This window comes from Inquilinus ginsengisoli (assembly GCF_050434925.1).
Taxonomy (GTDB): Bacteria; Pseudomonadota; Alphaproteobacteria; order DSM-16000; family Inquilinaceae; genus Inquilinus; species Inquilinus ginsengisoli_B.
In genome coordinates this window covers 3236917-3261280 of record NZ_JBNDJK010000001.1, presented here as the reverse complement: position 1 = coordinate 3261280, position 24364 = coordinate 3236917, and the positions used below count along the sequence as shown (strand labels likewise).

The 24364-nt window shown below is 69.5% G+C and carries 23 protein-coding genes; 17 read left to right on the top strand and 6 right to left on the bottom strand.

What is annotated here, in order from left to right; genetic code table 11:
* Positions 1–17 precede the first annotated feature (17 nt).
* Positions 18–773 carry a FadR/GntR family transcriptional regulator gene (locus QFZ27_RS15510; RefSeq protein WP_429227274.1) on the top strand — a complete coding sequence of 252 codons (756 nt, stop codon included), beginning with the start codon at positions 18–20 and terminating at the stop codon, positions 771–773.
* A gap of 7 nt (positions 774–780) precedes the next feature.
* On the opposite strand, the gene QFZ27_RS15505 is transcribed toward QFZ27_RS15510, so the two are convergent.
* From QFZ27_RS15505 to QFZ27_RS15495, 3 genes are all read right to left on the bottom strand, one after another.
* Positions 781–2070, bottom strand: a complete 1290-nt coding sequence (locus tag QFZ27_RS15505; RefSeq protein ID WP_429227273.1) for a nickel-dependent lactate racemase family protein — start codon at positions 2068–2070, stop codon at positions 781–783.
* 100 nt (positions 2071–2170) lie between these two features.
* Complete coding sequence (locus QFZ27_RS15500) at positions 2171–3694, bottom strand: GMC family oxidoreductase (protein WP_429227272.1); 1524 nt, start codon at positions 3692–3694, stop codon at positions 2171–2173.
* A 34-nt stretch (positions 3695–3728) separates the two neighbouring features.
* Positions 3729–4445 (bottom strand): FadR/GntR family transcriptional regulator, encoded by a 717-nt coding sequence (locus tag QFZ27_RS15495; RefSeq protein WP_429227271.1) that lies wholly within the window; start codon positions 4443–4445, stop codon positions 3729–3731.
* A 182-nt stretch (positions 4446–4627) separates the two neighbouring features.
* On the opposite strand from QFZ27_RS15495, the gene QFZ27_RS15490 reads away from it, so the two are divergent.
* From QFZ27_RS15490 to fhmpcd1, 9 genes are all read left to right on the top strand, one after another.
* Positions 4628–6355 (top strand): GMC family oxidoreductase, encoded by a 1728-nt coding sequence (locus tag QFZ27_RS15490; RefSeq protein WP_429227270.1) that lies wholly within the window; start codon positions 4628–4630, stop codon positions 6353–6355.
* 33 nt (positions 6356–6388) lie between these two features.
* Complete coding sequence (locus QFZ27_RS15485; RefSeq protein ID WP_429227269.1) at positions 6389–7531, top strand: cupin domain-containing protein; 1143 nt, start codon at positions 6389–6391, stop codon at positions 7529–7531.
* A 36-nt stretch (positions 7532–7567) separates the two neighbouring features.
* On the top strand, positions 7568–8695 hold the full coding sequence (locus QFZ27_RS15480) for an LVIVD repeat-containing protein (RefSeq protein ID WP_429227268.1): 1128 nt from the start codon (positions 7568–7570) through the stop codon (positions 8693–8695).
* A 12-nt stretch (positions 8696–8707) separates the two neighbouring features.
* The gene (locus QFZ27_RS15475; RefSeq protein WP_429227267.1) at positions 8708–9115 is read left to right on the top strand and encodes a RidA family protein; all 408 of its coding nucleotides are present in this window, start codon (positions 8708–8710) and stop codon (positions 9113–9115) included.
* The gene (locus QFZ27_RS15470) at positions 9112–9714 is read left to right on the top strand and encodes a glutathione S-transferase family protein (protein ID WP_429227266.1); all 603 of its coding nucleotides are present in this window, start codon (positions 9112–9114) and stop codon (positions 9712–9714) included. The genes QFZ27_RS15475 and QFZ27_RS15470 overlap by 4 nt, the downstream gene beginning before the upstream one ends.
* A gap of 42 nt (positions 9715–9756) precedes the next feature.
* Positions 9757–10593 carry an ABC transporter ATP-binding protein gene (locus QFZ27_RS15465; protein WP_429227265.1) on the top strand — a complete coding sequence of 279 codons (837 nt, stop codon included), beginning with the start codon at positions 9757–9759 and terminating at the stop codon, positions 10591–10593.
* Positions 10590–11393: an ABC transporter permease gene (locus QFZ27_RS15460; RefSeq protein WP_429227264.1), complete on the top strand. Its 804-nt coding sequence runs from the start codon at positions 10590–10592 to the stop codon at positions 11391–11393. Before QFZ27_RS15465 ends, QFZ27_RS15460 begins: the two co-directional genes overlap by 4 nt.
* 65 nt (positions 11394–11458) lie before the next feature.
* Positions 11459–12427, top strand: a complete 969-nt coding sequence (locus QFZ27_RS15455) for an ABC transporter substrate-binding protein (RefSeq protein WP_429227263.1) — start codon at positions 11459–11461, stop codon at positions 12425–12427.
* A gap of 17 nt (positions 12428–12444) precedes the next feature.
* On the top strand, positions 12445–13380 hold the full coding sequence (fhmpcd1, locus tag QFZ27_RS15450; RefSeq protein WP_429227262.1) for a 5-formyl-3-hydroxy-2-methylpyridine 4-carboxylate 5-dehydrogenase: 936 nt from the start codon (positions 12445–12447) through the stop codon (positions 13378–13380).
* 324 nt (positions 13381–13704) lie between these two features.
* Here fhmpcd1 and QFZ27_RS15445 read toward each other — a convergent pair whose 3' ends face one another.
* Positions 13705–14112 carry a hypothetical protein gene (locus QFZ27_RS15445; RefSeq protein ID WP_429227261.1) on the bottom strand — a complete coding sequence of 136 codons (408 nt, stop codon included), beginning with the start codon at positions 14110–14112 and terminating at the stop codon, positions 13705–13707.
* A 116-nt stretch (positions 14113–14228) separates the two neighbouring features.
* On the opposite strand from QFZ27_RS15445, the gene QFZ27_RS15440 reads away from it, so the two are divergent.
* From QFZ27_RS15440 to pldH, 7 genes are all read left to right on the top strand, one after another.
* Positions 14229–15269, top strand: coding sequence for a putative B6 ABC transporter substrate-binding protein (locus tag QFZ27_RS15440; RefSeq protein WP_429227260.1), 1041 nt, complete (start codon positions 14229–14231; stop codon positions 15267–15269).
* 54 nt (positions 15270–15323) lie between these two features.
* The gene (locus tag QFZ27_RS15435) at positions 15324–17009 is read left to right on the top strand and encodes a putative B6 ABC transporter ATP-binding protein (protein WP_429227259.1); all 1686 of its coding nucleotides are present in this window, start codon (positions 15324–15326) and stop codon (positions 17007–17009) included.
* Positions 17006–18100: a putative B6 ABC transporter permease subunit 2 gene (locus QFZ27_RS15430; protein WP_429227258.1), complete on the top strand. Its 1095-nt coding sequence runs from the start codon at positions 17006–17008 to the stop codon at positions 18098–18100. The genes QFZ27_RS15435 and QFZ27_RS15430 overlap by 4 nt, the downstream gene beginning before the upstream one ends.
* A gap of 2 nt (positions 18101–18102) precedes the next feature.
* Positions 18103–19038: a putative B6 ABC transporter permease subunit 1 gene (locus QFZ27_RS15425; RefSeq protein WP_429227257.1), complete on the top strand. Its 936-nt coding sequence runs from the start codon at positions 18103–18105 to the stop codon at positions 19036–19038.
* Positions 19039–19056: 18 nt separating this feature from the next.
* The gene (pldA, locus tag QFZ27_RS15420) at positions 19057–19863 is read left to right on the top strand and encodes a 4-pyridoxolactonase (RefSeq protein WP_429227256.1); all 807 of its coding nucleotides are present in this window, start codon (positions 19057–19059) and stop codon (positions 19861–19863) included.
* Between the two features lie 133 nt (positions 19864–19996).
* Positions 19997–21172, top strand: coding sequence for a pyridoxamine--pyruvate transaminase (gene ppaT, locus QFZ27_RS15415; protein WP_429227255.1), 1176 nt, complete (start codon positions 19997–19999; stop codon positions 21170–21172).
* A gap of 24 nt (positions 21173–21196) precedes the next feature.
* Entirely contained in the window at positions 21197–21943 is a 747-nt protein-coding gene (gene pldH / locus QFZ27_RS15410; protein WP_429227254.1) for a pyridoxal 4-dehydrogenase, SDR-type, read from the top strand.
* Positions 21944–21999: 56 nt separating this feature from the next.
* On the opposite strand, the gene QFZ27_RS15405 is transcribed toward pldH, so the two are convergent.
* Both QFZ27_RS15405 and QFZ27_RS15400 read right to left on the bottom strand, forming a co-directional pair.
* Complete coding sequence (locus QFZ27_RS15405) at positions 22000–24027, bottom strand: multicopper oxidase family protein (RefSeq protein WP_429227253.1); 2028 nt, start codon at positions 24025–24027, stop codon at positions 22000–22002.
* A 65-nt stretch (positions 24028–24092) separates the two neighbouring features.
* Positions 24093–24305 (bottom strand): hypothetical protein, encoded by a 213-nt coding sequence (locus QFZ27_RS15400; protein ID WP_429227252.1) that lies wholly within the window; start codon positions 24303–24305, stop codon positions 24093–24095.
* Positions 24306–24364: the final 59 nt, after the last annotated feature.

The following is a 24364-nucleotide window of genomic DNA, read 5'->3' as shown; positions in this document are numbered from 1 at the left end:
GTGAATTGAAGGACGATATGAGCGGGGATTCCTCGGCTTTCGCTGCGATCAGAAAGGCCCCCAACCTCACCGCCGGCCTGGTCGAGACGCTGGAGGCGCAGATCGCGTCCGGCGACCTCGGCCCCGGCCAGCGCCTGCCGACCGAACAGGCCATCGTCACCGCCACCGGGGTCAGCCGCACCGTGGTGCGCGAGGCGCTGGCCTCGCTGCGCGCCCGCGGCCTGATCACCACCCGCCAGGGGCTGGGCGCCTTCGTGGCCGAGACCATGCCGGCCCGCTCCTTCGCCATCGACGCGGAGAAGCTGGAATCGATCGGCGACGTGCTGCAGGTGCTGGAACTTCGGCTGAGCATCGAGGTCGAGGCCGCGGGGCTGGCCGCCGAACGGCGCGACCCGGAAGGGCTGGCGCACATCGAGGCGGCGCAGGCGGCGTTCCTGGCGGTGATCTCGGCGCCCGGAGCCGATGCCGAGACCGTCGGACTGGGCGAGGATCTGGCCGTCCACCGCGCCATCCTGGCCGCCACCGGCAACGCCTATTTCGCCAAGGTGTTCGACGTCTTCAACGTGGTCATCCCGCGCCAGCGCATTCCAGTCGCGGCCCTGTCGCAGGCGGAACGCGAGCGCCATCTGCGCCGTGTCGGGCAGGAGCATGAGGCGATCCTGGCCGCGATCCGCGCCGGCGACGCCGCCGCCGCCCGCCGGGCGATGCGGGTGCATCTGAGCCGCGCCCGCGACCGCTACGCCGCCCTGCGGATGGAGGCGAAGGCGCCCTGACAGGCTCTCAGCCCGCCGCATGATAAGGGATGACGTACGGGCCTTCCGGGATGATCGCGACCGCCGGGTCGTTCGCGCGCGCCACGCTGGCGGCGATGGCGGCGTCGAGGTCGTCGACCAGCGCCGTGCCGGTGATGCCGCGTTCGGCCGCGCCGAGGCCGGTGGTGTAGAGCTCGACCCGGCCGAGGCGCAGCGACTTCAGCTGCATCTCGGTCTGCCATTCGTCGATCTCGGCCAGCGACTTCGCCGTCAGCGTCGCCAGGAACCACTCCGGCCCCAGCTCGACCAGCCGGGTCTGGGCCTCGCGGAACTCCGGCGAGCCGAAGCCTTCGGAGCATTCCGAGGCGATGATCAGCGTGCCGCCCGGCGCCAGGATGTCGAGCGGCGTCACCATGCCCTTGATCGTCTGGTAATAGGTCTTGTCCAACGGATAACCGGCCGATGAGGTCACCACCGTCCTGAACTTGCGCGGCACCGGCACGCGGGTGGCGCCGCTGACGAAATCGACCGCCGCGGCGTGGCTGGCGATGATCTCGCCGAAGGTGACGCAGACCAGGTCGCGGTCCTCGTCCAGCACGGTGTTGAGGCCGTAGACCTCGCCCAGCATGCCGACGATCTGCAACTGCTCCTCATGCAGCGGGTTGCCGACGAGGTTGCACTGGACCGCGAGCGGGTCCTCCATGAACCGCGCCGAATGGAAGGTGCGGATGGTCTCGTGATGGGCGACGCCGGGGGCGATCACCTTGCGGCCGCCGGACCAGCCGGCCATGAAATGCGGCTCGACCAGCCCGGTGGCGATGCGCAGGTCGGCCTCGACGAATTGCCGGTCGATCCGGACCGGCGTGCCGCGCGTCGCCGTGCGGCCGAAATCGACATGGGCGGCGTCGTCGCGGGCGTCGTGGTTGTCGACCCGGACATGCTCCAGCACCCAGGGGTCGCCGACCAGCTCCGCCAGCTCCTCGCCCAGATTGGGCCGGTGCAGGCCGGTGGCGACCAGGATGCTGATGCGGTCCAGCGGGATGCCGGATGCGACCATGGTCTCGACCATCGGCCGCAGGAACAGCCGGTTCGGCACCGGCCGGGTGATGTCGCAGATCAGGATGCAGGCGCTGCGCCGGCCGCGCGCCAGCTCGGCCAGGCCGGGCGCGCCGATCGGCTGCGCCAGCGCTCGGGCGATCGCGGCCTGCGGGTCGGGCAGCTTCGGCAGCGGCTGCTTGCGCACCACCGTCGCCTGCGCCCCCGCCGGCAGGCGGATCGGCAGATGGCCGCGGCCATAGGAGAGGGTCAGTGTGCTCACGGCGCTGCTCCGCTTCGGCTTCAGGCGGGGGATGATGGCACCCCGCCGAGAGCCCGCATTCTACCCGACCAGCATCGTCGTCAATCGGAAAACATCGTATCTACAGAAACCATCTGTCCGCAGAGGCGGCCCAGCTTTCCGCGATGGCGATTGCGGCGGCGTTGACCGGCCCGCTGGTGATCGAGGGGATGACCGAGGCGTCGACGACGAAAAGGCCGCCGATGCCGCGCACCGCGAGCGACGAATCGACCACGGAGCCCAGGCTGCAGGTGCCCACCGGATGGTGGTGGGTCATCGCCGCCCGCGCCAGGAAAGCGTCGAGATCGGCATCCGCCTCCACCACCGGCCCCGGCAGGATCTCGCCGTCGTTCCACTCTGCCAGCGGTGCGCCCCGGCCAACCCGGCGGGCCAGGCGCAGCGCCGCGCGAAACGTCGTGCGGTCGTAATCGGTCGAGAGATAGGCCGGATCGATGATCGGGGCATCGGCGATCGACGGGCCGCCGGGCCGGATCACGCCGCGGCTGGTCGGGTGGGTGACGCCGCACATGATGGTGTAGGCGGCGCCGGCCTCCGGACGGGCGAAGGCCTCGGTCACCACCGGCAGCACGACGCAGGCCAGGGCGACGTCCGGCGCGCCCTCCGCCCGGGTCGGGTCGTCGCTGTGCAGATACATCAGCGATTCCGAATGCTGCAGCCGCGACGGCGCCACCGGCCGGCGGGCGCGGTAGACGTTGCCGGCCGCCAGCAGATGGTCGTGCAGGTTGCGCCCGACCTCCGGCAGCTCGTGCCGGCAGGCGATGCCGGCGCCGCCCAGGGTCTCCGGGTCGCCGATGCCGGAGCGCATCAGCAGCAGCGGCGAGGCGACCGCGCCGGCGCAGAGCACGATGCGGTCGGCGGTCACGATCTCCTCCGCCCCGTCCCGGGTGATCCGGACGCCGCGGGCCTGGCCGCCCTGCAGCACCAGATCATGGACCAGGATCCCGATCAGCAGCGTCAGGTTCGGCCGGCCGAGGACCGGCGCGAGATAGGCGTCGGCGACGCTGACCCGCCGCCCGCCGCGGATCGTCAGCTGGTTCGGCGCCACGCCGGCCAGCAGTCCGGCATTGTGGTCGCCGAGCCAGGGCGCGCCGATCGCCAGGCCGGCTGCCATGTAGTCGCGGACCAGCGGATGGACCTGCTCGTCCGGCAGCAGCACGTCGAGCGGCCCGGCATCGCCATGCACGGCCGAGGCGCCGCCGGAGAAGCGCTCGCAGCGGCGGAAGGCCGGCAGCAGCGCCTCGTGCGACCAGCCGGGCCCGCCCGCGGCGGCCCAGGCCGCGAAGTCGTCGGGATGGCCGCGCACATGGGCCATGGCGTGCAGGCAGCTGGAGCCGCCGACGATGCGCCCGCGCGGCCAGTCATGGACGCGGCCGGCGGTGCCCGGCTGCGGCACGGTGCGGTAGGCCCAGTCATAGGCCCGCCCCTGCAGAAAGGGCCATTGCGCGGGCGCGGCGATGTCCGGGTCGGACGGCATCGTCCCGGCCTCGATCAGCCCGACCGACAGGCTCGGATCCTCGCTGAGCCGCGCCGCCACCACCGAGCCGGCGGAGCCGGCGCCGATCACCAGCACGTCGAAACCGGCCATGGCCGCGCGCTCCCCTGCGATGAAGGACGAGCCGTCAGGCCACGGCCATGCCGGGACCGAGGCGGTCGAGGATCTGGCGCTGCACCGCGCCGAGATGGGCCCGCATCGCCTGCTCCGCCGCGTCCGGGTCGCGCGCGGCGATGGCGTCGGCGATCGCCTTGTGCTCGGCGTCGCGCTGCCGCAGCCGGTTCGGGCAGCTCGGGTTGTCGCTGTTGCCGAAGCGCAGCCGGGCGTCGGTCGCCACCTCGCGGATCAGGGCGTAGAGCTCGGTCGCCAGGCTGTTGCGGGCACCGGCCGCGACCGCCTTGTGGAAGGCCAAATCGACCGCCCCGGCCGAGGCACCGGGCGGCGTGCTCGCGGCGCGCTGGATGCGCATGATCTCGAAGGGCGAGGCGCGCAACGCCGCCAGCCGGGCCAAGGCCGGCTCCAGCATCATGCGCAGCTCGATGATCTCGACCGGGTTGGTGTCGCGGGCGAGGTCGTCGCCCCGCCGCGCTGCCGTGGTCCGCGGCCGCCCGGTCCGCGCCGGCTCCAGCTCTCCCGCCGCGCGCAATTGATCGAGCGCCTGCCGCAGCCGGTGGCGCTTGACGTTCAACCGCTCCGCCAGGGCCCGTTCGGACGGCTTGCCCTGGCCGGCGGCGAGGATGCCGCGCACCGCCGCGACGATCTCGGCGAGGCTGTCGTCGCGGCTGGAGGGATCTGGAGTTTGATCGTCGGCGTTCGGGTGCTCGGAAGGCGCCGATCGGTTCATCCTGGTCCCTCTGGCTTGGTTCTTGGCGTCCGCTTCCGCGGCAGACCCACCCAGACGGCAGGTCCAGCCACGTATGCCACCATAGCAACCATTTCCCATGGTTGACAAGAATGGTTGGCAGTGGTCGAGTTGAATCCAGCAAGCGCCGCCCAGACCGGCGCAACCCCGACAGGAGGCTTCCGGTGACTCCCGCCGCAGGCTACGACACCATCATCGTCGGCGCCGGCTCCGCCGGCTGCGTCCTCGCCGCCCGGCTGAGCGAGGATCCCGCCCGCCGCGTGCTGCTGCTGGAGGCCGGCGGCTGGGACCGCGACCCCTGGATCCACATCCCGCTCGGCTGGGGCAAGATCCTGCAGAAGCGGCTGCACGACTGGGGCTATTTCAACGAGCCCGAGGCCAATGTCGACAACCGCCGGGTGGAATGCGCCCGCGGCAAGGTGGTCGGCGGCTCATCCTCGACCAACGCCATGGCCTATGTCCGCGGCAATCGGGGCGACTACGACCGCTGGGCCGCGTCGGGACTGGACGAGTGGTCCTACGCCCACGCCCTGCCCTATTTCCGGCGGCTCGAAACATGGGAGGGCGGCGCCGATGCCTGGCGCGGCGGCGACGGCCCGATGCGGGTGCAGCATTGCCGCTACCAGGACCCGCTGCTCGAGGCCTATGCCGCCGCCGGACAGCAGGCCGGGCATGGCTGGACCGACGACTACAATGGCGCCCAGCAAGTGGGCTTCGGCCGGCTGCAGATGACCATCCGCGACGGCCGGCGCTGCAGTGCCGCCACCGCCTATCTGCGGCCGGCGCTGCGGCGGCCGAACCTGACAGTCTCGGTCGGGTCGATGGCCACCCGCATCCTGCTCGAGGGCACCCGCGCGGTCGGCGTCGACTATGTGAAGGACGGGAAGATCCTGACCGCCTGGGCCGATGCCGAGGTGATCCTGTCCGGCGGCGTCATCAACAGCCCGCAGCTGCTGATGCTGTCCGGCATCGGCGACCCGGAGCAGCTGGCGGCGCAGGGCATCGGTACAAGCATCCCGCTCAAGGGCGTCGGCCAGAACCTGCAGGACCATGTCTCGACCATCCTGATGTACCAGCGCCGCGGGCCGGGGCCGTTCCACCGGATGATGCGCGCCGACCGGATCGCGCTGGAGCTCGGCAAGGCCTATGCCTTCGGCAAGGGCTTCGCCGCCGACGTGCCGGGCGGCGTGGTCGCCTTCCTGAAGAGCCGGACGGAGGCGGCGCTGCCGGACGTGCAGTTCCTGCTGACCGCGGCGCCGCTCGGTGCCTGGCCCTACTTCAAGCCGTTCAAGCAACCCTTCACCGACGCCTTCGCCTGCCGCGTGGTGGCGATCCAGCCGGAGAGCCGCGGCACCGTCGCCCTCGCCTCCGCCGACCCGATGGCGGCGCCGCTGATCCGCCAGAACTTCCTGGCGACCGATGCCGACTGGGCCAGCCTGCGCGCCGGCATCCGGATGGCGCGGGAGGTGATGGCGCAGGGCCCGATGGCCCGCTTCGTCGCTCGCGAATCCGCCCCCGGCCCGGGCAAGACATCGGATGCCGAGATCGACGCCTATATCCGCGCCAGCTCGATCACCGTGCACCACCCGCTCGGCACCTGCCGCATGGGCATGTCGGCCGATGACGGGGCGGTGGTCGACCCGCAGCTGCGGGTGCATGGGGCGGAAGGCCTGCGCGTGGTCGACGCCGCGGTGATGCCCGACCTGACCTGCGGCAACATCAACGCCGCGGTGCTGATGATCGCCGAGCGCGCCGCCGACGTGATCCGCGGCGTGCCGACACTGGCACCGACTGCAATCCCGACCAATGAACCAACCAATCGCCAACCATATGCTACTCAACCAAACAATATGGTTGAAACGGTCGGCCAGCGGGCATACCGTCATGGCTAAGGCCGGACAAACGATCCGAGACAGGGGAGCGACATGACGGACACACGTGCCGCGGCGCAATCGGCGTCCAATCGCGATGCCGCCCTGAAGGCGCTGTACGACGACGTCTTCACCAAGAACATGTTCCCGTTCTGGGCCAGCTCGACCGAAATCGATCACGACGAGATCAAGCAGCTGATGGGCACCCAGAAGGCGCTGCCCTTCCTGTGGAGCTACAAGGACGACATCGCGCCGATCCTGCAGCGCTCGGCCGAGCTGATCCATATGGACGATTCCGAGCGGCGCTCGCTGATCCTGGTCAATCCCGGCCTGTCGCCGCGGCGGGCAACGGTCAGCACCATGTACACCGCCTATCGCCTGAACGACCCGAACGAGGTGATGCCGCCGCACCGGCATTCGCCCAGCGCCATCCGTTTCGGCCTGACCGGCCGCAGCAACTTCACCGGCGTCGAGGGCGAGGACATCACCTTCGGCCCGGGCGACATGGTGCTGACGCCGATCGACGCCTGGCACAACCACGGCAACATGGGCGACGAGCCGGCGGTCAACCTGTCGGTCCTGGACCTGCCGCTGGTCGAGACCCTGAACGCGGTCTATTTCGAGCACGACTATGCCGAGAGCGGCGTCGCCAAGAAGGTGCAGAGCGCCCGCTTCCCCAGCGACTATTCCGCCCGGGTCTATGGCGCCGGCGGGCTGCGGCCGCGCTTCATCGACCACCATCGCGGCTCCGGCCTGTCGTCGCCGATGTATGTCTACCGCTGGGACGCGATGCGGGAACAGCTGGAGCGGTTCAAGGACTGGGACGGCGACCCGTATGAGGCGCTGATGATCGAATATGTCGATCCGCTGACCGGCGGGCCGGTGTTCAAGACCATCACCTTCTTCGCCCAGATGCTGCGGCCGGGCGAGCGCACCCGCCCGCTGCGCCAGACCGCCAGCCTGCTGGTGGCGCCGTTCCAGGGCAGCGGCCATTCCATCGTCGACGGCAAGCGCTTCGACTGGGCCGAATTCGACACGCTGGCGGTGCCCGGCGGGTCGTGGTGCGAGCATGTGAACGGGTCGGAGACCGAGCTCGCGATCCTGTTCGTGGCCAGCGACGAGCCGGCGCAGAAGGCCTTCGGCCTGTTCCGCAGATGGGGCCGCGACGCCAGCGGCGACGTCGTCCGCATGATCTGACGGCCTCTCTCCTCCCTCGAACGATCCGAGGCCATCTTGCCGAGCTCCGCCAACACCACCCTCGTCTCGCATATCGACTGCCCGGGCGGCGGCCAGGTCTGGGTCGAGGGCACGACGCTGTATATCGGCCATATGCGGTCGCCCAGCGGCACGACCATTGTCGACGTCGCCGACCCGCGGCACCCGAAGGTGATCGCCCGGCTGGAGCTGCCCGAGGGCTGGCACTCGCACAAGGTGCGGGTGAGGGACGGCATCATGGTCGTCAACCACGAGAAGCTGGGGCAGAGCGGACCGAAGGAGTTCGGCGGCGGCATCGCGATCTACGACGTCTCCCGGCCCAGCGCGCCGAAGCTGATCTCGAAATGGATGACCGCCGGCCGCGGCGTCCACCGCTACGATTTCGACGGCCGCTACGCCTATATCTCGCCGACCGCCGAGGGCTATGTCGGCAACATCGTCATGATCCTCGACCTGATCGACCCCGCCCGGCCGGTCGAGGCCGGGCGCTGGTGGATCCCCGGCCAATGGACCGGCGGCGGCGAGGAATACCCCTGGGCCGAATGGGTGTCACCGCGCTGCCACCACCCGATCCGGGCCGGCGACCGGCTGTATGTCAGCTACTGGCATCACGGGCTGTTCATTCTCGACATCGCCGACATGGCGCGGCCGAAGCTGATCTCGCAGCTGAACACCAGCCCGTCCTTCCCGCACCCGACCCACACCTGCCTGCCCATCCCGCAGCTGCTGAAGGGCCGCAGGATCATGGTCGTGGCCGACGAGGATGTGGCCAAGCTGCGGCCATCGCCACCCGCCTTTACCTGGATCTACGACATCACCGACGAGCGGCTGCCGCTGCCGATCGCGACCTTCCAGGTGCCGGGGCTTGATCCGGACGGGGCGCCGCAGCCGGCGATGACCGGCTGCCACCAGCCGTCGGAGCGCTTCACCGGCACCGTCATCCCCTTCGCCTGGTTCGCGCAGGGGCTGCGGCTGGTCGACATCGCCGACCCTTTCGCGCCGCGCGAGGTCGGCCATTTCCTGCCCGACCCGCCGGCCGGCGAGGAGCGGGCGTCGTCGAACGACGTCACCATCGACGATCGCGGCCTGATCTACCTGATCGACCGGATCAACGGCGTCGACATCATCGAAACCAGCGCCTTCTGAAGGGGACCCGCCTTGTCCGACACCGCAGACGCTGCGCCGCGCTACGCCATCGGGCGCAAGAATCCGAACCTGCCGTTCCACCCCGCGGTGCGGGCCGGCGACTTCATCTTCGTCTCCGGCCAGGTCGGCAAGGATGCCGAGGGCAACATGGTCGACGGCACGATCGAGGAGGAGACGCGGGCGACGATCGAGGCGATCCAGCGGGTGCTGGCCGAGGACGGCGCCACCCTGGCCGATGTCGTCCGGGTCACGACCTATCTCGAGGATACCCGCGACTTCGGCCGCTACAACAAGGTCTTCGCCGAATACTTCAAGGACGCGGTGCTGGCGCGCACGACCGTCGAGGCCCGCGCCGTGATCAACACCAAGGTCGAGATGGACGCCATCGCGTACAGCCCGGCGAAAGGAAAGCAAGGATGATCAGACTGCTGGGCCGGCACACCTCCGGCAACGTGCAGAAGGTGCTGTGGCTGCTGGAAGAGCTGGGCGTCGCCTATGAGCGCGAGGATTACGGCCGCCAGTTCGGCAACACCCAGACCGACGAATACCGGGCGCTGAATCCGAACGCCAAGGTGCCGACCCTGGTCGCCGGCGACGTGGTGATCTGGGAGTCGAACACCATCCTGCGCTACCTCGCGGCGATGTACGGCCCGGCCCTGACCGGCGCGACCCCGGCCGAGAAGGCCGATGTCGAGCGCTGGATGGACTGGCTGCTGGCCAGCGTCAACAGCCTGTACGTCGCCATCTTCAAGGATGCGAAGAAGCCGCCGGAGGAGCGCGGCGCCGAATTCGCGGCACAGGCGAAGGAACTGGCGGAGCTGCTGGCGATCGCCGACCGGCATCTGGCCGGGCGGGACTGGTTCGCGCTGGACCGGCTGACCGTCGCCGATGTCGCCCTGGGGCCGGTCCTGAAGCGCTGCCTGGGCTTCCCGATCGACCGGCCGGCCTTCGGCGATCTGGACCGCTGGCTGGCGGCGCTGGAGACCCGGCCGGCGTTCCGCAAGGCAACGGCGGGATAAGCGGCGCCTGATACGGAAGGACGGGATGGGAAGAGCTGGATCATGCCCGTGACGAGACTGAAGGAGCCCGCGGCGGCACCGTCGCCCGACACCGCGCAGATCGCGGTCGAAGGCGTGTCGGTGACCTTCGACATCCTCGGCCTGCGGCAGCAGGTGCTGCGCGACATCAGCCTGAGCGTGCCGCGGGGATCCTTCGTCTGCCTGATCGGCCCGTCCGGCTGCGGCAAGAGCACGCTGCTGAAGGTGTTGGCCGGCCTGGTGCCGCCGACCGAAGGCCGGGTCCGCGTCGCTGGGCTGGCGCCGGATGAGGCGGTGCGGCGACGGATCATCGGGCTGGTGTTCCAGGAGCCGAACCTGCTGCCCTGGAAGAACGCGCTCGACAATGCGGCGCTGCTGCGCGAGGTGGCCGACAGGTCGCTGTCCCGGGCCGAGGTGCTGCAGCGCGCCCGGGCGATGCTGCGGCTGGTCGGGCTGGAGGATGCGGAGGCCAAGCGGCCGAACCAGCTGTCCGGCGGGATGCGCCAGCGCGTCGCCATCGCCCGGGCGCTGACGCTGGAGCCCGACATCCTGCTGATGGACGAGCCCTTCGGCGCCCTCGACGCGATCACGCGGGAGGAGATGAGCCGGTCGCTGCTGGAGATCTGGGAGCGCACCGGCAAGACCATCGTGCTGGTGACCCATTCGATCGACGAGGCGGTGCTGCTGTCGCGCCACGTCCATGTCATGGGCGTCGGGCCGGGCCGGATCATCGACAGCCTCGAGATCCCCCTGCCCTATCCGCGCGGCGAAGACAGCTATGCCGACCCGCGCTTCCGGGCGATGGAGAGCCGGCTGCGGTCGCTGCTGATCCAGGGCCACGCATCGCGGGGGCGGCCATGAGCGGCGCCACCATCCTTGCCAGCCGGAACAGCGCCACATCGGGATGGCTGCCGGCCGTCGTGCTGCTGCTGGTCACGATCACGGTCTGGGAGGCCGCGATCCGGATCTTCGACGTCTCCAGCTACATCCTGCCAACGCCCTCGGCCATCGGCGCCACCCTGCTGCGCGAGGCCGGGCCGCTGTGGGAGGCGACCCAGGTGACGGCCGTCGAGATCCTGGTCGGCTTCCTGGTCGCGGCCGCGGTCGGCATCGCGCTGGCCATGTTCATCGCCCGGTTCCGCCTGCTGGGCCGGGCTCTGTACCCGCTGATCGTGCTGTTCCAGACCGTGCCGAAGGTGGCATTGGCGCCGATCTTCATTCTGTGGTTCGGCTACGACCTGGCGCCGAAGGTCGGGCTGATCCTGGTGATCGCCTTCTTCCCGGTGACACTGTCGATGTTGGCCGGGCTGGAGGCGGCGGAACCGGGCCTCTTGTCCCTGATGCGGTCGGTCGGCGCCAGCCGGACCACGATCCTGCTGCGCATCCAGATCCCCTACGCCCTGCCGCAGCTGATGGCCGGGCTGAAGATCGCCGTCACCTTCAGCGTCATCGGCGCCATCGTCGGCGAGTTCGCCGGCGCCTCGGCGGGGCTGGGCTACATGATCCAGTTCGCCTCGACCCAGCTGGACACGCCGATGGTGTTCGCGGCGCTGCTGGTCGTGTCGGTGGTCGGGGTCGTCTTCTACTATGCGATGGAGTGGCTGGAACGTCTGGTGGTGCCCTGGGCGCCGAAATTCGATCCGGCGCTGCGGTCCGCCTGATCCGAGCAACTCAAAAAGGCCGCGGGAGGCTGAAGATGCTAAGGAGATCGGTCTGTAGAGCCCTGATGGGGCTGGCGGCGGCGGTCCTGGCGGGCCCGGCCCTGGCCGCCGACCAGGTGAGCGTGCAGCTCGACTGGGTGGTGCGCGGCAACCACGCCATGTTCTTCGTGGCCAAGGAAAAGGGCTATTTCGCCCAGAACGGGATCGAGGTCACCGAGATCCGCAAGGGCACCGGGTCGCCCGACGCCATGCGGCTGGTGGCCAACGGCAATGCCGATTTCGGGTTCGGCGACCTGCCGACCCTGGCCGTGGCGCGGTCCCAGAGCGTGCCGGTGGTGGCGCTGGCCGCGGTCAACCAGCGCTCGCCGATCGGCATGATCGCCCTGGCCAAGAGCCGCCAGTTGAAGACCCCGGCCGACATCAAGGGATTGAACATCGGCATCCACCCGGCCGGGTCGACCTATATCTTCTACAAGGCGTTCCTGGCCGCGAACGGCATGACCGAGGCCGACATGAAGATGAGCAGCGTGTCGCCGCCCTATGAAAGCTACCTGCTGCTCGGCCGGGTCGACGCGGTGCCGGGCTATATCGATGCCGAGGTGCCGGAGCTGGAGGCCAAGGCCGGCGGGCCGGGCTCGCTCAGCATCCTGCTCGGCGCCGATTACGGCTACGACGTCTACGGCTCCGGCCTGTTCACCTCCGAGACCATGCTCAAGGACAAGCCCGACGTGGTGAAGCGCTTCGTCGCCGCCTATCTCGAGGCCTTCCGCTTCACCGCCGAGAACCCCAAGGAAGCCGCGGCGATCACCGCCAAGGCGGCGCCGGGCTACGCCGCCAAGACCGACATCCTGGCGGCGCAGTTGCAGGCCGATATCGACCACACCTTCACGGGCGACGACACCAAGGCGAACGGCCTCGGCTGGATGACGCAGGAGAAATGGGCGAACACGATCAAGGTGCTGACCGACCAGGGCGCGCTGAAGGGCACGGTCGCGGCCGACGCCGCCTTCACCGACGCTTATCTGAAGCCCTGAGCGGCGGGAGGACAATGATGCCGAGCCTTCAGGTCGCGGTGATCGGCCTCGGCACCATGGGGCCGGGGATCGCGGCGACGCTCGCCCGCGGCGGCATGGACATCAGGGTGCACGACACCGCGCCGGCCGCGATCGAGCGCGCCCGCTCGGCGATCCCGCAGGCCGGATCGGTGCTGGACCTGTTGGGCATCGCCCCGCCGGATGCCGGCGAAGGGACGGTCAGCTTCCATGATGACCTGCCCGGGGCGGTCGCCGGAGCTGGCCTCGTGATCGAGAACGTGCCGGAGAAGGTCGAGATCAAGGCCCAGGTCTACCGCGCGCTGGACCCGCTGCTGCCGGCGGAGACGATCGTCGCCTCCGACACCTCCGGCATCCCGATCACCACGCTGCAGGGCTTCCTGTCGCATCCGGAGCGGCTGGTCGGCATGCACTGGTCGAACCCGCCGCATATCATCCCGATGATCGAGGTGATCGCCGGCCGGCACACCGCGCCGGCGACGGTGGCCTTCATCAGCGACCTGGTCCGGTCGCTGAGGCTGCTGCCGGTGGTGGTGAAGAAGGACGTGCCCGGCTTCGTCGAGAACCGCATCCTCTACGCCCTGCTGCGCGAGGCGATCGACCTGGTCGACCAGGGGGTGATCGACGAGGAGGGCATGGACACCTGCGTGTCCTGGGGCATCGGCTACAAGCTGAGCGTGGTCGGGCCGATGCGGCTGCTCGACATGGCCGGGCTGGACATCTACCAGTCGGTCGCCGGCTTCCTGAACGCCGAGCTGTCGGACCGCAAGGACGTCGCGGGCTACGTCACCGACCGGACGCGGACGGGCAAGCTGGGGATCAAGAGCGGCGAGGGCATCTTCCCCTACACGCCGGAGCAGATCCGCGAGCTGCAGGCCGAACGCGCCCGGCGCCTGGTCGCCGTGCGGCGGATCCTGGAGGGACGCGATGGATGACCCATGCCGGCGAGCCCGCGATCGGACTCCGTTTCGCAAGACCGGGCGCTATCCATTTGCCTCTCCCGCTTGCGGGAGAGGTCGGGCTCGCGCAGCGAGACCGGGTGAGGGCGGCTCGGCCGCGACACCAGGATTGCTGTTTCAGGACCGGGCGGATCATGCGCTCGCTCGCCGCAAAGCTGTGCTTTCGGCGAGGCCGCGATCCCCTCACCCGGACATCCTTCGGATGTCCGGCCTCTCCCGCAAGCGGAAGAGGCAATCTGTTCGCATGACCCACCGTCAGTATCGCCGATCGACGTGCGAATGCCGTAGCGCAAGCCGGTATCAGCGGCAGACCAGCCGCTCGCCGTCCGGCGCGCAGTCCACCGCGATCGGGGCCGCCACCGCGCCGGCATGGCGCGGCAGGTCGATCGGGCTGCGCGTGGCCCAGCTGCGGCCAGCCACGCCGCACCACAGCGCCTCGACCGGCAGCCGGTCCTGCTTGTCGTTGAGCAGGTACACCGCCCCGCCGGCCGGGTCGAACCACAGCCGCACGCTGACCGAGCCGCCCGGCCCGGCCTGGCCGAGATCGACCGAGTACCAATGGGCGATGGCGGCGCCGCAGGCGATCCGGCCGTCGCCGCGGTTCTCCGCCCGGAACATCCGTTCGGTGAGCCCATCATGCCCATGCCCGGCGGCGAAGGCCGGCAGGACCGTGAGCAGCAGCGCGAACGACGGAAGGAAGCGCATCACCGCATGACCTCGGAAGGATGGGCCGCAACAAAAACAATACTAAATCACATCGCAATACAATAAAAATCAAGCATGTATTGTTCACCTTTAGAAAACAACAAACAGGGGGTTACGACATGTTGAAATCGATGATGATCAAGGCCAGCCTCGGCGCGCTGCTGCTGGCTCTGGCGTCGACCGCGGGCGGCGCCGCGGAGATCAAGAGCATCGCCATCCTCACGCCGGAACAGGGCACCGATTTCGGCTGGAACCAGCAGGGCGTCGCCGCGGCGAAGGCGGCCGGCGCCAAGGAAGGCGTCGAGGTCACTGTCGCCGAAGGGCTCGGCTATGGCGACGTTCGCGCGACGATGCGCGAGCTGGCGGCGGACGGGGCCGGCCTGCTGATCGCCCATGCCAGCGGCTACAACACCTCCGCCCCCGAGATCGCGGCCGAGACCGGCGTGCCGGTGGCGATCGTCGACCGGCCGGACCTGCTGAAGCCCGGCCTGATCGCCGACTACACGCTGAGCGGCCATGAGGGCGCCTATCTGGCCGGGCGGCTGGCGGCGAAGATGACGCGCACCGGCACGGTCGGCATCGTCGTGTCGGGCGAGCCGCCGTCCTGGAACTCGCAGTCGGCCGCCTTCGCCCAGGGCGTGAAGGCGGAGAAGCCGGAAGTGAAGATCCGCTACGCCGTGATCGGCCCGGCCGCCTACAGCGACGCGGCCGGTGGCAAGCGGGTGACGGAATCGGTGATCGCGGCCGGGGCCGACATCATCTTCGGCCAGGGCAACGGGTCGAGCTTCGGCATGATCCAGGCGGTCGAGACCAGCAAGGCCACCGACGGCGGCAAGGTCTATTTCATCGACGTGATCGGCGACAAGTCCAGCATCGACAAGGGCAACCTGCTGTCCTCCGTCGTCTGGAACATCACCCCGGTCTATGCGGCGATGATCGCCGACCTGAAGGCCGGCAGCTTCGGCACCAAGCATTATGCCATCGGCCTGGCCGACGATTCCGTGCAGTTGCTGAAGACCAAGGCCATCCCCGAAGATGTTTGGGCCCAGATCACGGCGCTCCGTGGCGACATCGTCAGCGGCAAGCTGAAGGTCGAGCCGGTGTGGGATGCGGCGGCGGTCCGGGCGCTGATGTCGGACGTCTCGGCGACGGCGCAGTAAGCTCGCCGGAGGAGCCCGCCGGGACCTCCCGGCGGGCCGCGGAACGACGGAACCATGACCGCATCATCACCGGAGCCCGGCGCGCCGATCCTGGCGCTGCGCGGCATCACCAAGCGCTTTCCCGGCGTCGTCGCCAACGACCAGGTCGACCTGGCGATCCGGCCCGGCGAGGTGCATGTGCTGCTGGGCGAGAACGGAGCCGGCAAGTCGACCCTGATCGCGATGCTGTCCGGCCTGCTGCAGCCGGATGACGGCAGCATCCTGGTCGACGGCGACGAACAGCCCATCGCCTCGCCCCGCCATGCCCTCGGCCTGGGCATCGGCACGGTGTTCCAGCATGTCATGCTGGCCCCGACCCTGACCGTGGTGGAGAACCTGGCGCTCGGCCTGTCCTGGTGGCGCCGGCCCGACCGCGCCCGGCTGGCCGCCGAGTTCGGCCGCACCGCCGAGGGGCTGGGCCTGTCGATCGACCCGCACGCCGTCACCGGCGCGCTGTCGCTGGGCGAGCAGCAGCAGGCGGAGATCGTGCGCGCGCTGCTGCGCGGCAGCCGGGTGCTGATCCTGGACGAGGCGACGGCGATGCTGACGCCGAAGGGGGTGGAGGAGCTGGGCGCGCTGATGCGGCGGCTGGCCGGGCGCGGCATCGCCGTGGTCTTCATCACCCACAAGCTGAAGGAGGCTTTCGATTTCGGCGACCGCATCTCGATCCTCCGCCTCGGCCGCAAGGTCGGCGAGATCCCGCCCGAGCGGCTGCGGGCGCTGGATGAGCGCGCGGCCACGGCCGAGATCGTGCATCTGATGTTCGGGTCTTCTTCTGAGTCCCCCCTCCCCTCGCGGGAGGGGGCTAGGGGGAGGGGGTTCTCTCCGTCAGAGTCGTCGGGAAGTTTTCAGACACCCGGTTCAACCTCGACCATTCGCGCGCAGATGCGCGCAGACCCCTCCCCCTACCCCCCTCCCGCAAGGGGAGGGGGGACAATAGGAGAAGAGGTTCCAGCACCGATTCTGGTCGTCCGCGACCTCAGCGTGCCCGGCCAGGGCGCCGCGGCCGTGGCCGATGTCGCGCTGCAGGTGGCGCCAGGCGAGATCCTGGGCATCGCCGGGATCGACGGCAACGGCCAGGCGCAGCTGGCCGAGGCACTGGCCGGGCAGCGGCCGGCGACCGGCGGCTCGGTGCTGCTGGACGGCCGGCCGATCGATCGGCTGGATGTCGGCGCGCGGCGCCGGCTGGGCCTGCGCTACGTCACCGACGACCGGCTGGGCGAGGGCACGGTCGGGTCGTTCCCCGTCTCGCTGAATCTGCTGCTGAAGCAGATCGGCGAGGCGCCGTTCTGGTCGCGCGGGCTGGAGCGGACGGACGAGATCGATCGCCACGCCCGTGCCCTGGTCGCCGCCTTCGACGTGCGCACCCCGGGCATCCGCACGCCGGTCGGCCGCCTGTCCGGCGGCAACATCCAGAAGGTGCTGCTGGCGCGCGAGCTGTCCGGCACCGCCCGGGTGGTGATCTACAGCAAACCGACTTACGGGCTTGATCTGCAGACCACGCTCGCCGCGCGGCGGCGGATCCGCGACGCCGCCGAGGCCGGCGTCGCCACCATCCTGATCTCGACCGACCTCGAGGAGCTGCTGGATCTGGCGGACCGGATCGCGGTGATGTCGCATGGCCGCATCGCCGGCACCGTCGCCAATGACGACGAGGCCCGGCGCCGTGTGGGCGAGCTGATGATCGGGGCGAGGCCATGACGGCGGACGCGGTGAACGGCACGGCCCCCGCGCAGAAGCCGCCCGCCACCCCCGGCGTGGCTGCGGCCGCGTTGCATTGGGCGCTGGTCACGCTGGTGCCGATCCTGGCGGCTCTGCTGCTGTCCGGCGGGGTGCTGCTGGCGCTGGGGACCGACCCGCTGGCCTATTACGGGCTGGTGCTGCAGCGCGGATTGCTGTCCTGGCTCGGGCTGCAGGCGTCGCTGTCGCGGATGGCGCCGCTGCTGTTCCTGGCTGCCGGGCTGATCGTCGCCTTCCGGGCCGGGATCTGGAATCTCGGCACCGATGGCCAGTTCCTGCTGGCCGCGGTGATCGTCGCCGCGGCCGGGCCGCCGCTGGCGGCGGCACTGCCCGGCTGGATCGCCCTGCCGCTGTGCCTGGTCCTGGCCGCGGCGGTCGGCGCCGCCTGGTCGCTGCTGCCGGCGCTGCTGCGCGCCTATCAGGGCGTGAATGAGATCATCACCACGCTGATGATGACCTTTCTCGGCACCTCCTTCGCCAATGTGCTGGTCAAGCTGGCCTTCCGCGACCCCGCCACCACGGTGCCGCAGACCCGGACGCTGGCGGTGGACGACCGGCTGCCGCGGCTGTTCGGCACCACCATCACCGGCGGCTTGGTGCTCGGCCTCGTCGCGGTCGTGCTGGTCCATCTGATGATGACCCGCACCGCCTTCGGCCTGAAGCTGCGGGTGGTCGGCGCCAATGCCCGCGCCGCCGTGCATGCCGGGCTGCCGGTGCCGCGGCTGACCGTCGCCGTCTTCGCCATCTCTGCCGGGCTCGCGGCCATGGCCGGGGCGGTCGACATCATCGGCGTGCAGGGCAATGTCCGGGCCGACTGGAACCCGGCCTATGGGCTGGCGGTGATCCCGCTGGTGTTCCTGGCCCGGTTCAACGGCTTCGCCAGCATCGCCTTCGTCTTCCTGTTCTCCGTCCTGTCGATCGGCGGTGAGAGCGCGGCACGGCGGCTGGGCGTGCCGCACTACTTCACCCTGGTGGTGATGGCGATCCTGCTGATCGTCCTGGCGCTGGTCGAGTTTGTCGACCAACGGCGCCGCGAGCGGATGAGGTCCTGAGCATGGACGGTCTTCTCACCCAGGCCTTCCTGACCTCGCTGGTGCTGGGCGCCATCACCGCCGGCGTGCCGCTGCTGCTGGCCGGGCTGGGCGAGCAGATCTCGGAGAAGGCCGGCGTGCTCAATGTCGGCATCGAGGGCATGATGCTGGCCGGCGCCTATCTCGGCTTCCTGGTCGCCTATTCCAGCGGGTCGATCTGGCTCGGCTTCCTCGGCGGCGCCGGCGGCGGGCTGCTGGTGGCCCTGCTGATGGCGCTGCTCTGCGTCCGGCTCGGCCTCAACCAGATCGTCATCGGCATCGCCCTGACCCTGGGCGCCGAGGGCATGACCGCCCTGCTCCACTTCTTCCAGTTCGCCCAGAGCTATCCGCGGCTGGAGGGTGCCGCCACCCTGCCGATCCCGGTCCTGTCGGCGATCCCGGTGATCGGCCCGGCGCTGTTCGACCGCCACCCGATGGTCTATCTCGCGGTCGCGCTGGTCTTCATTCTGGCCTGGGTGTTCCGGCGCACCGCGCTGGGCCTCGACCTGCAGGCGGCGGGCGACAAGCCGGCGGCGCTGGATGCCGCCGGGGTGGACGTGATCACGGTCCGCACCGCCGCGGTGCTGGCGACCGGCGCGCTGGCCGGCATCGGCGGCGCCTTCCTGGCCAATATCGGCGCCGGGCTGTTCATCCCGTTCATGACCAACGGCGCCGGCTTCATCGGCATCGTGCTGGCGATGCTGGCGCGAGGCCGGCCGGTGTGGGTGCTGCTCGGCGCCATCCTGTTCGGCGCCTGCCTGTCGATGACCACGGCGCTGCAGGTCACCGGCGTCGACGTGCCGACCGACGTGATCCAGATGCTGCCCTTCGCCGCGGTGATGGCGGTGCTGGTGCTGTTCGGGCGGCGCGCCAGCCTGCCCGCGGCGCTGGGCCTGCCCTATGTCCGCGGTGCCCGCTGATGCCTTCCGGAGGAACCCATGACTGACACCAAGGTCTACCTGCTCGACGGCGGCTCGCTGGTCCTCGACGGCTACCACGTCTTCTGGAACCGCGGACCCGGCGGCGAGATCCGCTTCCCGGTCTATTCGATCCTGGTCGAGCATGCCGAGGGCCGCTTCCTGATCGACAGCGGCTTCGACTACGACCATGTGATGAAGGTGCTGCCCTTCGAGAAGCCGCTGCAGAGCAAGGAGCAGACCATCCCCGGCGCGCTGGGCCTGCTGGGGCTGGAGCCGAAGGATGTCGGCACCGTCGTCAACTCGCATTTCCACTTCGACCATGTCGGCGGCAACAAGTACTTCCCGCACGCGAAGAAGCTGTGCCACCGCGACGAGATCGCCCAGGCAGCGACGCCCGAGCCCTTCGAGGTGCTGGGCTATTCCGACCTGAGCTTCTCGGCCGAGGCCGCCGCCGCCCGCGGCAAGGGCGACCAGCTGCTGGCCGGCACCACCGACGCCAATTCCCGCTTCGAGACGGTCGAGGGCGACATCGAGCTGGCCAAGGGCTTGCACCTGCTGTTCACCCCCGGCCACGCCATCGGCCACTACAGCCTGCTGGTCGAGTTCCAGACCCGGCGGCCGATCCTGTTCACGATCGACGCCGCCTACACCCAGAAGAGCCTGGAGACGCTGTGCCAGGCGTCGTTCCACATCGACCCGGTCGCGGGCGTCGCCTCGATGCGCCGCCTGGCCAAGCTGGCGGAGGAGCGGGAGGCGGAGCTGATGTTCTCGCACGACCCGCACAACTTCGCCCACTACCAGACCGGCCCGAAATTCTACGGGTAGTCCTTTTCTTGTCATCCTCGGGCTTGACCCGAGGATCCAGGGGCAGCCGGAGCGGCTCGGTGTGGCCCCTGGGATTGCCGGATCAAGCCCGGCAATGACAGCAGGGAATGAGCCTCCGAACAGGAGTTTCTCGATGTCCACGCCCACGTTGCGCGAGCCCGTCTTCACCCTCACCTCCGGACCGGTCGACGCCTATCCGGCGGTGCTGCGCGGGCTGTCGCGCACCATCCATTACGATTACGACCCGGTGTTCCAGGCCTTCTACGAGCAGGTCAACGAGAAGGCGCGGGCGGCGATGCGCCTGTCGACCCCGCCGGTGATCCTGCACGGCGAGCCGGTGCTGGGGCTGGAGGCCGCGGCGGCCTCGTTGATTGCCCGCGACGACGTGGTGCTGAATCTCGCCTCCGGCGTCTACGGCAAGGGCTTCGGCTACTGGGCCAAGCGGTACTGCGCCGAGCTGGTCGAGATCGAGGTGCCCTACAACGAGGTGATCGACCCGGAGGCGGTAGCCCGGATGCTGCGGGACCGGCCCGACATCCGCATCGTCTCGCTCTGTCACCACGACACCCCGTCCGGCACGATCAACCCGGTCGACGCGATCGGCCGGATCGTGGCGGAGCACGGGGCCTACCTCATCGTCGACGCAGTGTCGTCCTTCGCCGGCATGGACGTGCATCCGGAGGCCTGCCGCGCCGACATCTTCGTCACCGGCCCGAACAAGTGCCTGGGCGGGGCGCCGGGCCTGACCCTGCTCGGCGTCAGCGACCGCGCCTGGGCCAAGATGAAGGCCAATCCCGACGCACCCCACGCCTCGATGCTGAGCATCCTGGACTGGGAGCATGCCTGGAAGCGCGACCGGTCCTTCCCCTTCACCCCCTCGGTCGCCGAGGTCAACGGCCTGGACGCCGCGCTGGACCAGTATCTGGCGGAGGGGCCGGAGGCGGTCTGGGCCCGCCACGCGCTGACCGCCCGGGCCTGTCGGGCCGGGCTGCAGGCGATGGGGCTGGCGCTCTGGCCGGCGCGCGAGGCGATCGCCTCTCCCACCACCACGGCCGTCCGGGTGCCTGACGGCGTGGCCGACGAGGCGCTGCGGGGGGCGGCGCGCGAGCGCTATGGCGTCGCCTTCTCCTCCGGCCGCGGCGAGACGCTGGGGAAGCTGGTGCGCATCGGCCATATGGGGCCGACCGCCCAGCCGCTCTACGCCGTGGTGGCGATCAGCGCGCTCGGCGGGGCGCTCGGCGCGCTCGGCCACCCGGTCGATATCGGCCGCGGCGTGGCGGCGGCCATGGCGGCGATCGACGCCGGCTGACAATCAAATAGAAGGAACAGGGACATGGCTTCGGATCTTTCGGGCAGGGTCGCGATCGTGACCGGGGCGGCGCAGGGCATCGGCCGGGCGATCGCTGAGCGGCTGGCGGCCGACGGCGCGCGGATCGTCGTCGCCGACATCAATGCCGACGGCGCGACAGCGGTGGCCGCCGGGCTGGGGAAGGACAGCTTCGCCGTCGCCTGCGACGTCTCCGACCCGGCCGCGGTGACGGCGCTGCACGAGACGGTAGCGGCGCGGGCCGGCGGCGTCGACATCCTGGTCAACAACGCCGCGATCGTGCCGTTCATCGCCTGGGACGAGGTCGACCTGGTGCATTGGAACAGGATCGTCGCGGTCAACCTGACCGGCGTGTTCCTGATGTCCCGCGCCTCCTCCGATCTGATGCGCCGCGGCGGCCGCCAGGGCCGCATCGTCAACATCTGCTCGAACACCCTCTTCGCCGGCACGCCGAACATGGCGGCCTATGTCGCAGCCAAGGGCGGCGTGTTCGGCTTCACCCGGGCGCTGGCGACCGAGCTGGGCAAGCACGGCATCACCGTGAACGCGGTGACGCCGGGGCTGACTGCGTCGGACGGCGTCATGGCCAGCCCGCACGCCCAGGCCTTCGGCTTCGTCGAGATGCTGCAGGCGATCCCCGGCCAGGGCCAGCCGCGCGACATCGCCCCGGCCATTGCCTTCCTCGCCTCCGACGAGGCCCGCTGGATCACCGGGCAGACCCTGAATGTCGACGGCGGGATGGTGCGCTGGTGAGAACCGAGCGCTGAGGCCGCCCGGGTCCGCGACGGGACCCGGGCGGCCCGGCCTGCTCAGGGCGTCTTCGTGTGCATATGCCCCTGCTGGAGCTGAAGCGGCGCTGCTCCAGCGGCCGCCGCCGAGATATCCCCGTCCGGCAGCACGACGGCGACGTTCTGCATCATGCCTCCATCCTCATGGTCGAGGATGTGGCAATGCAGCACGAACTCGCCGATGTAGCGCTCGTAGCGGGTCCGGATCTTGATCGTGTATAGGCCCGGATACTTCGGGCGCAGACCTTTGATCCAGAGCGTATCCTTCCAGACGCCCTTCAGGCCCGGATACTGAGGATCGATCTTCCCGTCGGACGTCCCGCCGTCGTCGTCGATGGCTCCCGGGACGCTCACATCATTGCCCTTCGGATCGAGGATCGAGACAACCTGGAAGGGGTTGACGTGGATATGAAACGGGTGGCTGACGAAATGCGACTGCAGCGTCCACTCGTCCACCGTGCCCAGTTTGAGCTGCCGGTCCAGCCGGTCCGGCTTGTAGGGCTCGGCCTGGGCCTCGTCCAAGGTGTTGCTCACCTCGAACTTGGTATTATCTGGATCGCTGGTGTCGATGAAGAAGGTCAGATCCTGCTGGCCCGTGACCTCGCCCTCCGCGATGTCCGGATGAGGGACGAAGAGGGAGAACCTGAGGCCGCTCTTGAGGTCGGCGATCACCGCCGGTGCGATATCGGCGGGCATCGCGGCTTGGGCCGAGGCCACCAGCGCATCCCTGATGTAGCTGCCGGGGTCCGACACCTGAGTGCCCGCCTCGACATCAACGAAGCCGATGAGCGATGGGTTGGGGTTGTCGCCGTTGACCGACCCCGTCGCCGGGGAGGATGCGTCTATCAGGCAATAGCGGCCCGCCTGCGGGAACACCGTCAACGTATCCCAGCGATAGCCGGGCTGGAACACCGTGATGTTTGAGCCCTGCGCCTGCGCCATGGTCAGCCCGTCCGCGGCGACCCGATAATGGGTGATACCCGCATCGCTGCAGGATTCCTGGATGAAGGTCCGGGCCGCCGCCTGACTCAGGGTCGCGGCGAGCTGGGCCGAAGGCTTCATCCTCACGATCCGGAGACTGATCGTGTCGCGCACGCCGGCATGGATCATCCGCCAGCGCTCGACCTGACCCTGGGTGGCCTTGAACGTGGGGAGGACGACGCCGTTGATCGACGTGTAGCGTCCAGAATCGGGCCACTCTCCCGGGGAGAACAGATCGTAGTTTTCGATTTCGCCGACATCGTCCGGGTTGCAGATATAGGGACCGTCGATTCCATCGCGCTTGATCGTTCCGTCCGGGTCGCGGCAGGCATACTGGATCTGCTGGAACACCATCACCCGCTCCGGCAAGCCGTTCAGCAGCGTGTCGAGATCGCCTGTGGTCGTGCCGGTGGGCGGACGGTTACCGCGGATGATCAGCGCCCCGGCCATGCCACTGGAGACCTGCAGCGCGGTCGAGCCGTGCCGATGGGTGTGGTACCAGAACGTCCCCGCCGGGTGGTCGCCCGGGATGTTGTACTCGTATTGGAATTTGACACCGGGGTTGATCGACAGCAGCACGTTGTCGCCGTTGCCCGATGGGTTCACCCACAGGCCGTGGCTGTGCAGATTCGTGCCGTTGAAGCAGTGCCCTCCGTTGTGCTCCTGACCGGGCGCGCAACTCGGGTCTGCCGGCAGCTGATTGTGCAGATTGACCCGAATCGTGTCGCCCGCATCGACGTCGATCGTCGGCGAGACATAAGGCGCCGTCGGATCGACATCGGTGCCGTTGTAGCTGCGCAGATGCACCTTGTCGTAGCGGCCTGTCGCCGGATTGTACAACTGCCCTTCGGTGTAAACGATGTTGAGATCCAGCACCTGCTCATGGGGCAGCGACCCGGCCACCCGCGGTCTCAGGCTCGTTGGCGGAGCGACCCCCGCGCCGAGAATCCGAGGATTGCTGATCAGCCGCTCCGTGGTCTGCGCCCCGGCTGGAACCGTGCCAAAGGCGGCCCAGGCGAGGCCGGCAAGCAGAAGACATCCAATGGGGATCTTGGTGTTGATGGCCATATCGTCCTCCCAAAATTGTTCAATTATCGGGACTAAAAATCCGCCCTGGACGAGCGGACGGCCGATCAGGGCTCGACAAGCACCGTCACGCGCCGGACCTCCTGCTCGGTCGGGACGCGCGGCGGCGCCCCGACTTGGGTGATCATGAGCCGGACGACGACGCGGCCGTCCTCGATCGAGTCCGCCGGCAGGGGCAGCGGGTAGGTCCCGGCCTCCTGCCCGGCGCGGACGGCGAAGGGCGAGATCACGCCGATGTCTCGGCCCGATGTCGTCGCCACGATGACCTCCTGGCCCCGGGCTGTCCGACCGACCTCCACTTGTAGCCAGGCGATCTCGC

Coding starts and splice junctions, on each gene's coding strand:
- ppaT (WP_429227255.1), top strand. CDS start 19,997: ATGTCCACGCCCACGTTGCGCGAGCCCGTCTTCACCCTCACCTCCGGA.
- QFZ27_RS15465 (WP_429227265.1), top strand. CDS start 9,757: ATGCCCGTGACGAGACTGAAGGAGCCCGCGGCGGCACCGTCGCCCGAC.
- QFZ27_RS15405 (WP_429227253.1), bottom strand. CDS start 24,027: ATGGCCATCAACACCAAGATCCCCATTGGATGTCTTCTGCTTGCCGGC.
- QFZ27_RS15485 (WP_429227269.1), top strand. CDS start 6,389: ATGACGGACACACGTGCCGCGGCGCAATCGGCGTCCAATCGCGATGCC.
- QFZ27_RS15440 (WP_429227260.1), top strand. CDS start 14,229: ATGTTGAAATCGATGATGATCAAGGCCAGCCTCGGCGCGCTGCTGCTG.
- fhmpcd1 (WP_429227262.1), top strand. CDS start 12,445: ATGCCGAGCCTTCAGGTCGCGGTGATCGGCCTCGGCACCATGGGGCCG.
- QFZ27_RS15470 (WP_429227266.1), top strand. CDS start 9,112: ATGATCAGACTGCTGGGCCGGCACACCTCCGGCAACGTGCAGAAGGTG.
- QFZ27_RS15435 (WP_429227259.1), top strand. CDS start 15,324: ATGACCGCATCATCACCGGAGCCCGGCGCGCCGATCCTGGCGCTGCGC.
- QFZ27_RS15455 (WP_429227263.1), top strand. CDS start 11,459: ATGGGGCTGGCGGCGGCGGTCCTGGCGGGCCCGGCCCTGGCCGCCGAC.
- pldA (WP_429227256.1), top strand. CDS start 19,057: ATGACTGACACCAAGGTCTACCTGCTCGACGGCGGCTCGCTGGTCCTC.
- QFZ27_RS15510 (WP_429227274.1), top strand. CDS start 18: ATGAGCGGGGATTCCTCGGCTTTCGCTGCGATCAGAAAGGCCCCCAAC.
- pldH (WP_429227254.1), top strand. CDS start 21,197: ATGGCTTCGGATCTTTCGGGCAGGGTCGCGATCGTGACCGGGGCGGCG.
- QFZ27_RS15460 (WP_429227264.1), top strand. CDS start 10,590: ATGAGCGGCGCCACCATCCTTGCCAGCCGGAACAGCGCCACATCGGGA.
- QFZ27_RS15430 (WP_429227258.1), top strand. CDS start 17,006: ATGACGGCGGACGCGGTGAACGGCACGGCCCCCGCGCAGAAGCCGCCC.
- QFZ27_RS15425 (WP_429227257.1), top strand. CDS start 18,103: ATGGACGGTCTTCTCACCCAGGCCTTCCTGACCTCGCTGGTGCTGGGC.
- QFZ27_RS15495 (WP_429227271.1), bottom strand. CDS start 4,445: ATGAACCGATCGGCGCCTTCCGAGCACCCGAACGCCGACGATCAAACT.
- QFZ27_RS15500 (WP_429227272.1), bottom strand. CDS start 3,694: ATGGCCGGTTTCGACGTGCTGGTGATCGGCGCCGGCTCCGCCGGCTCG.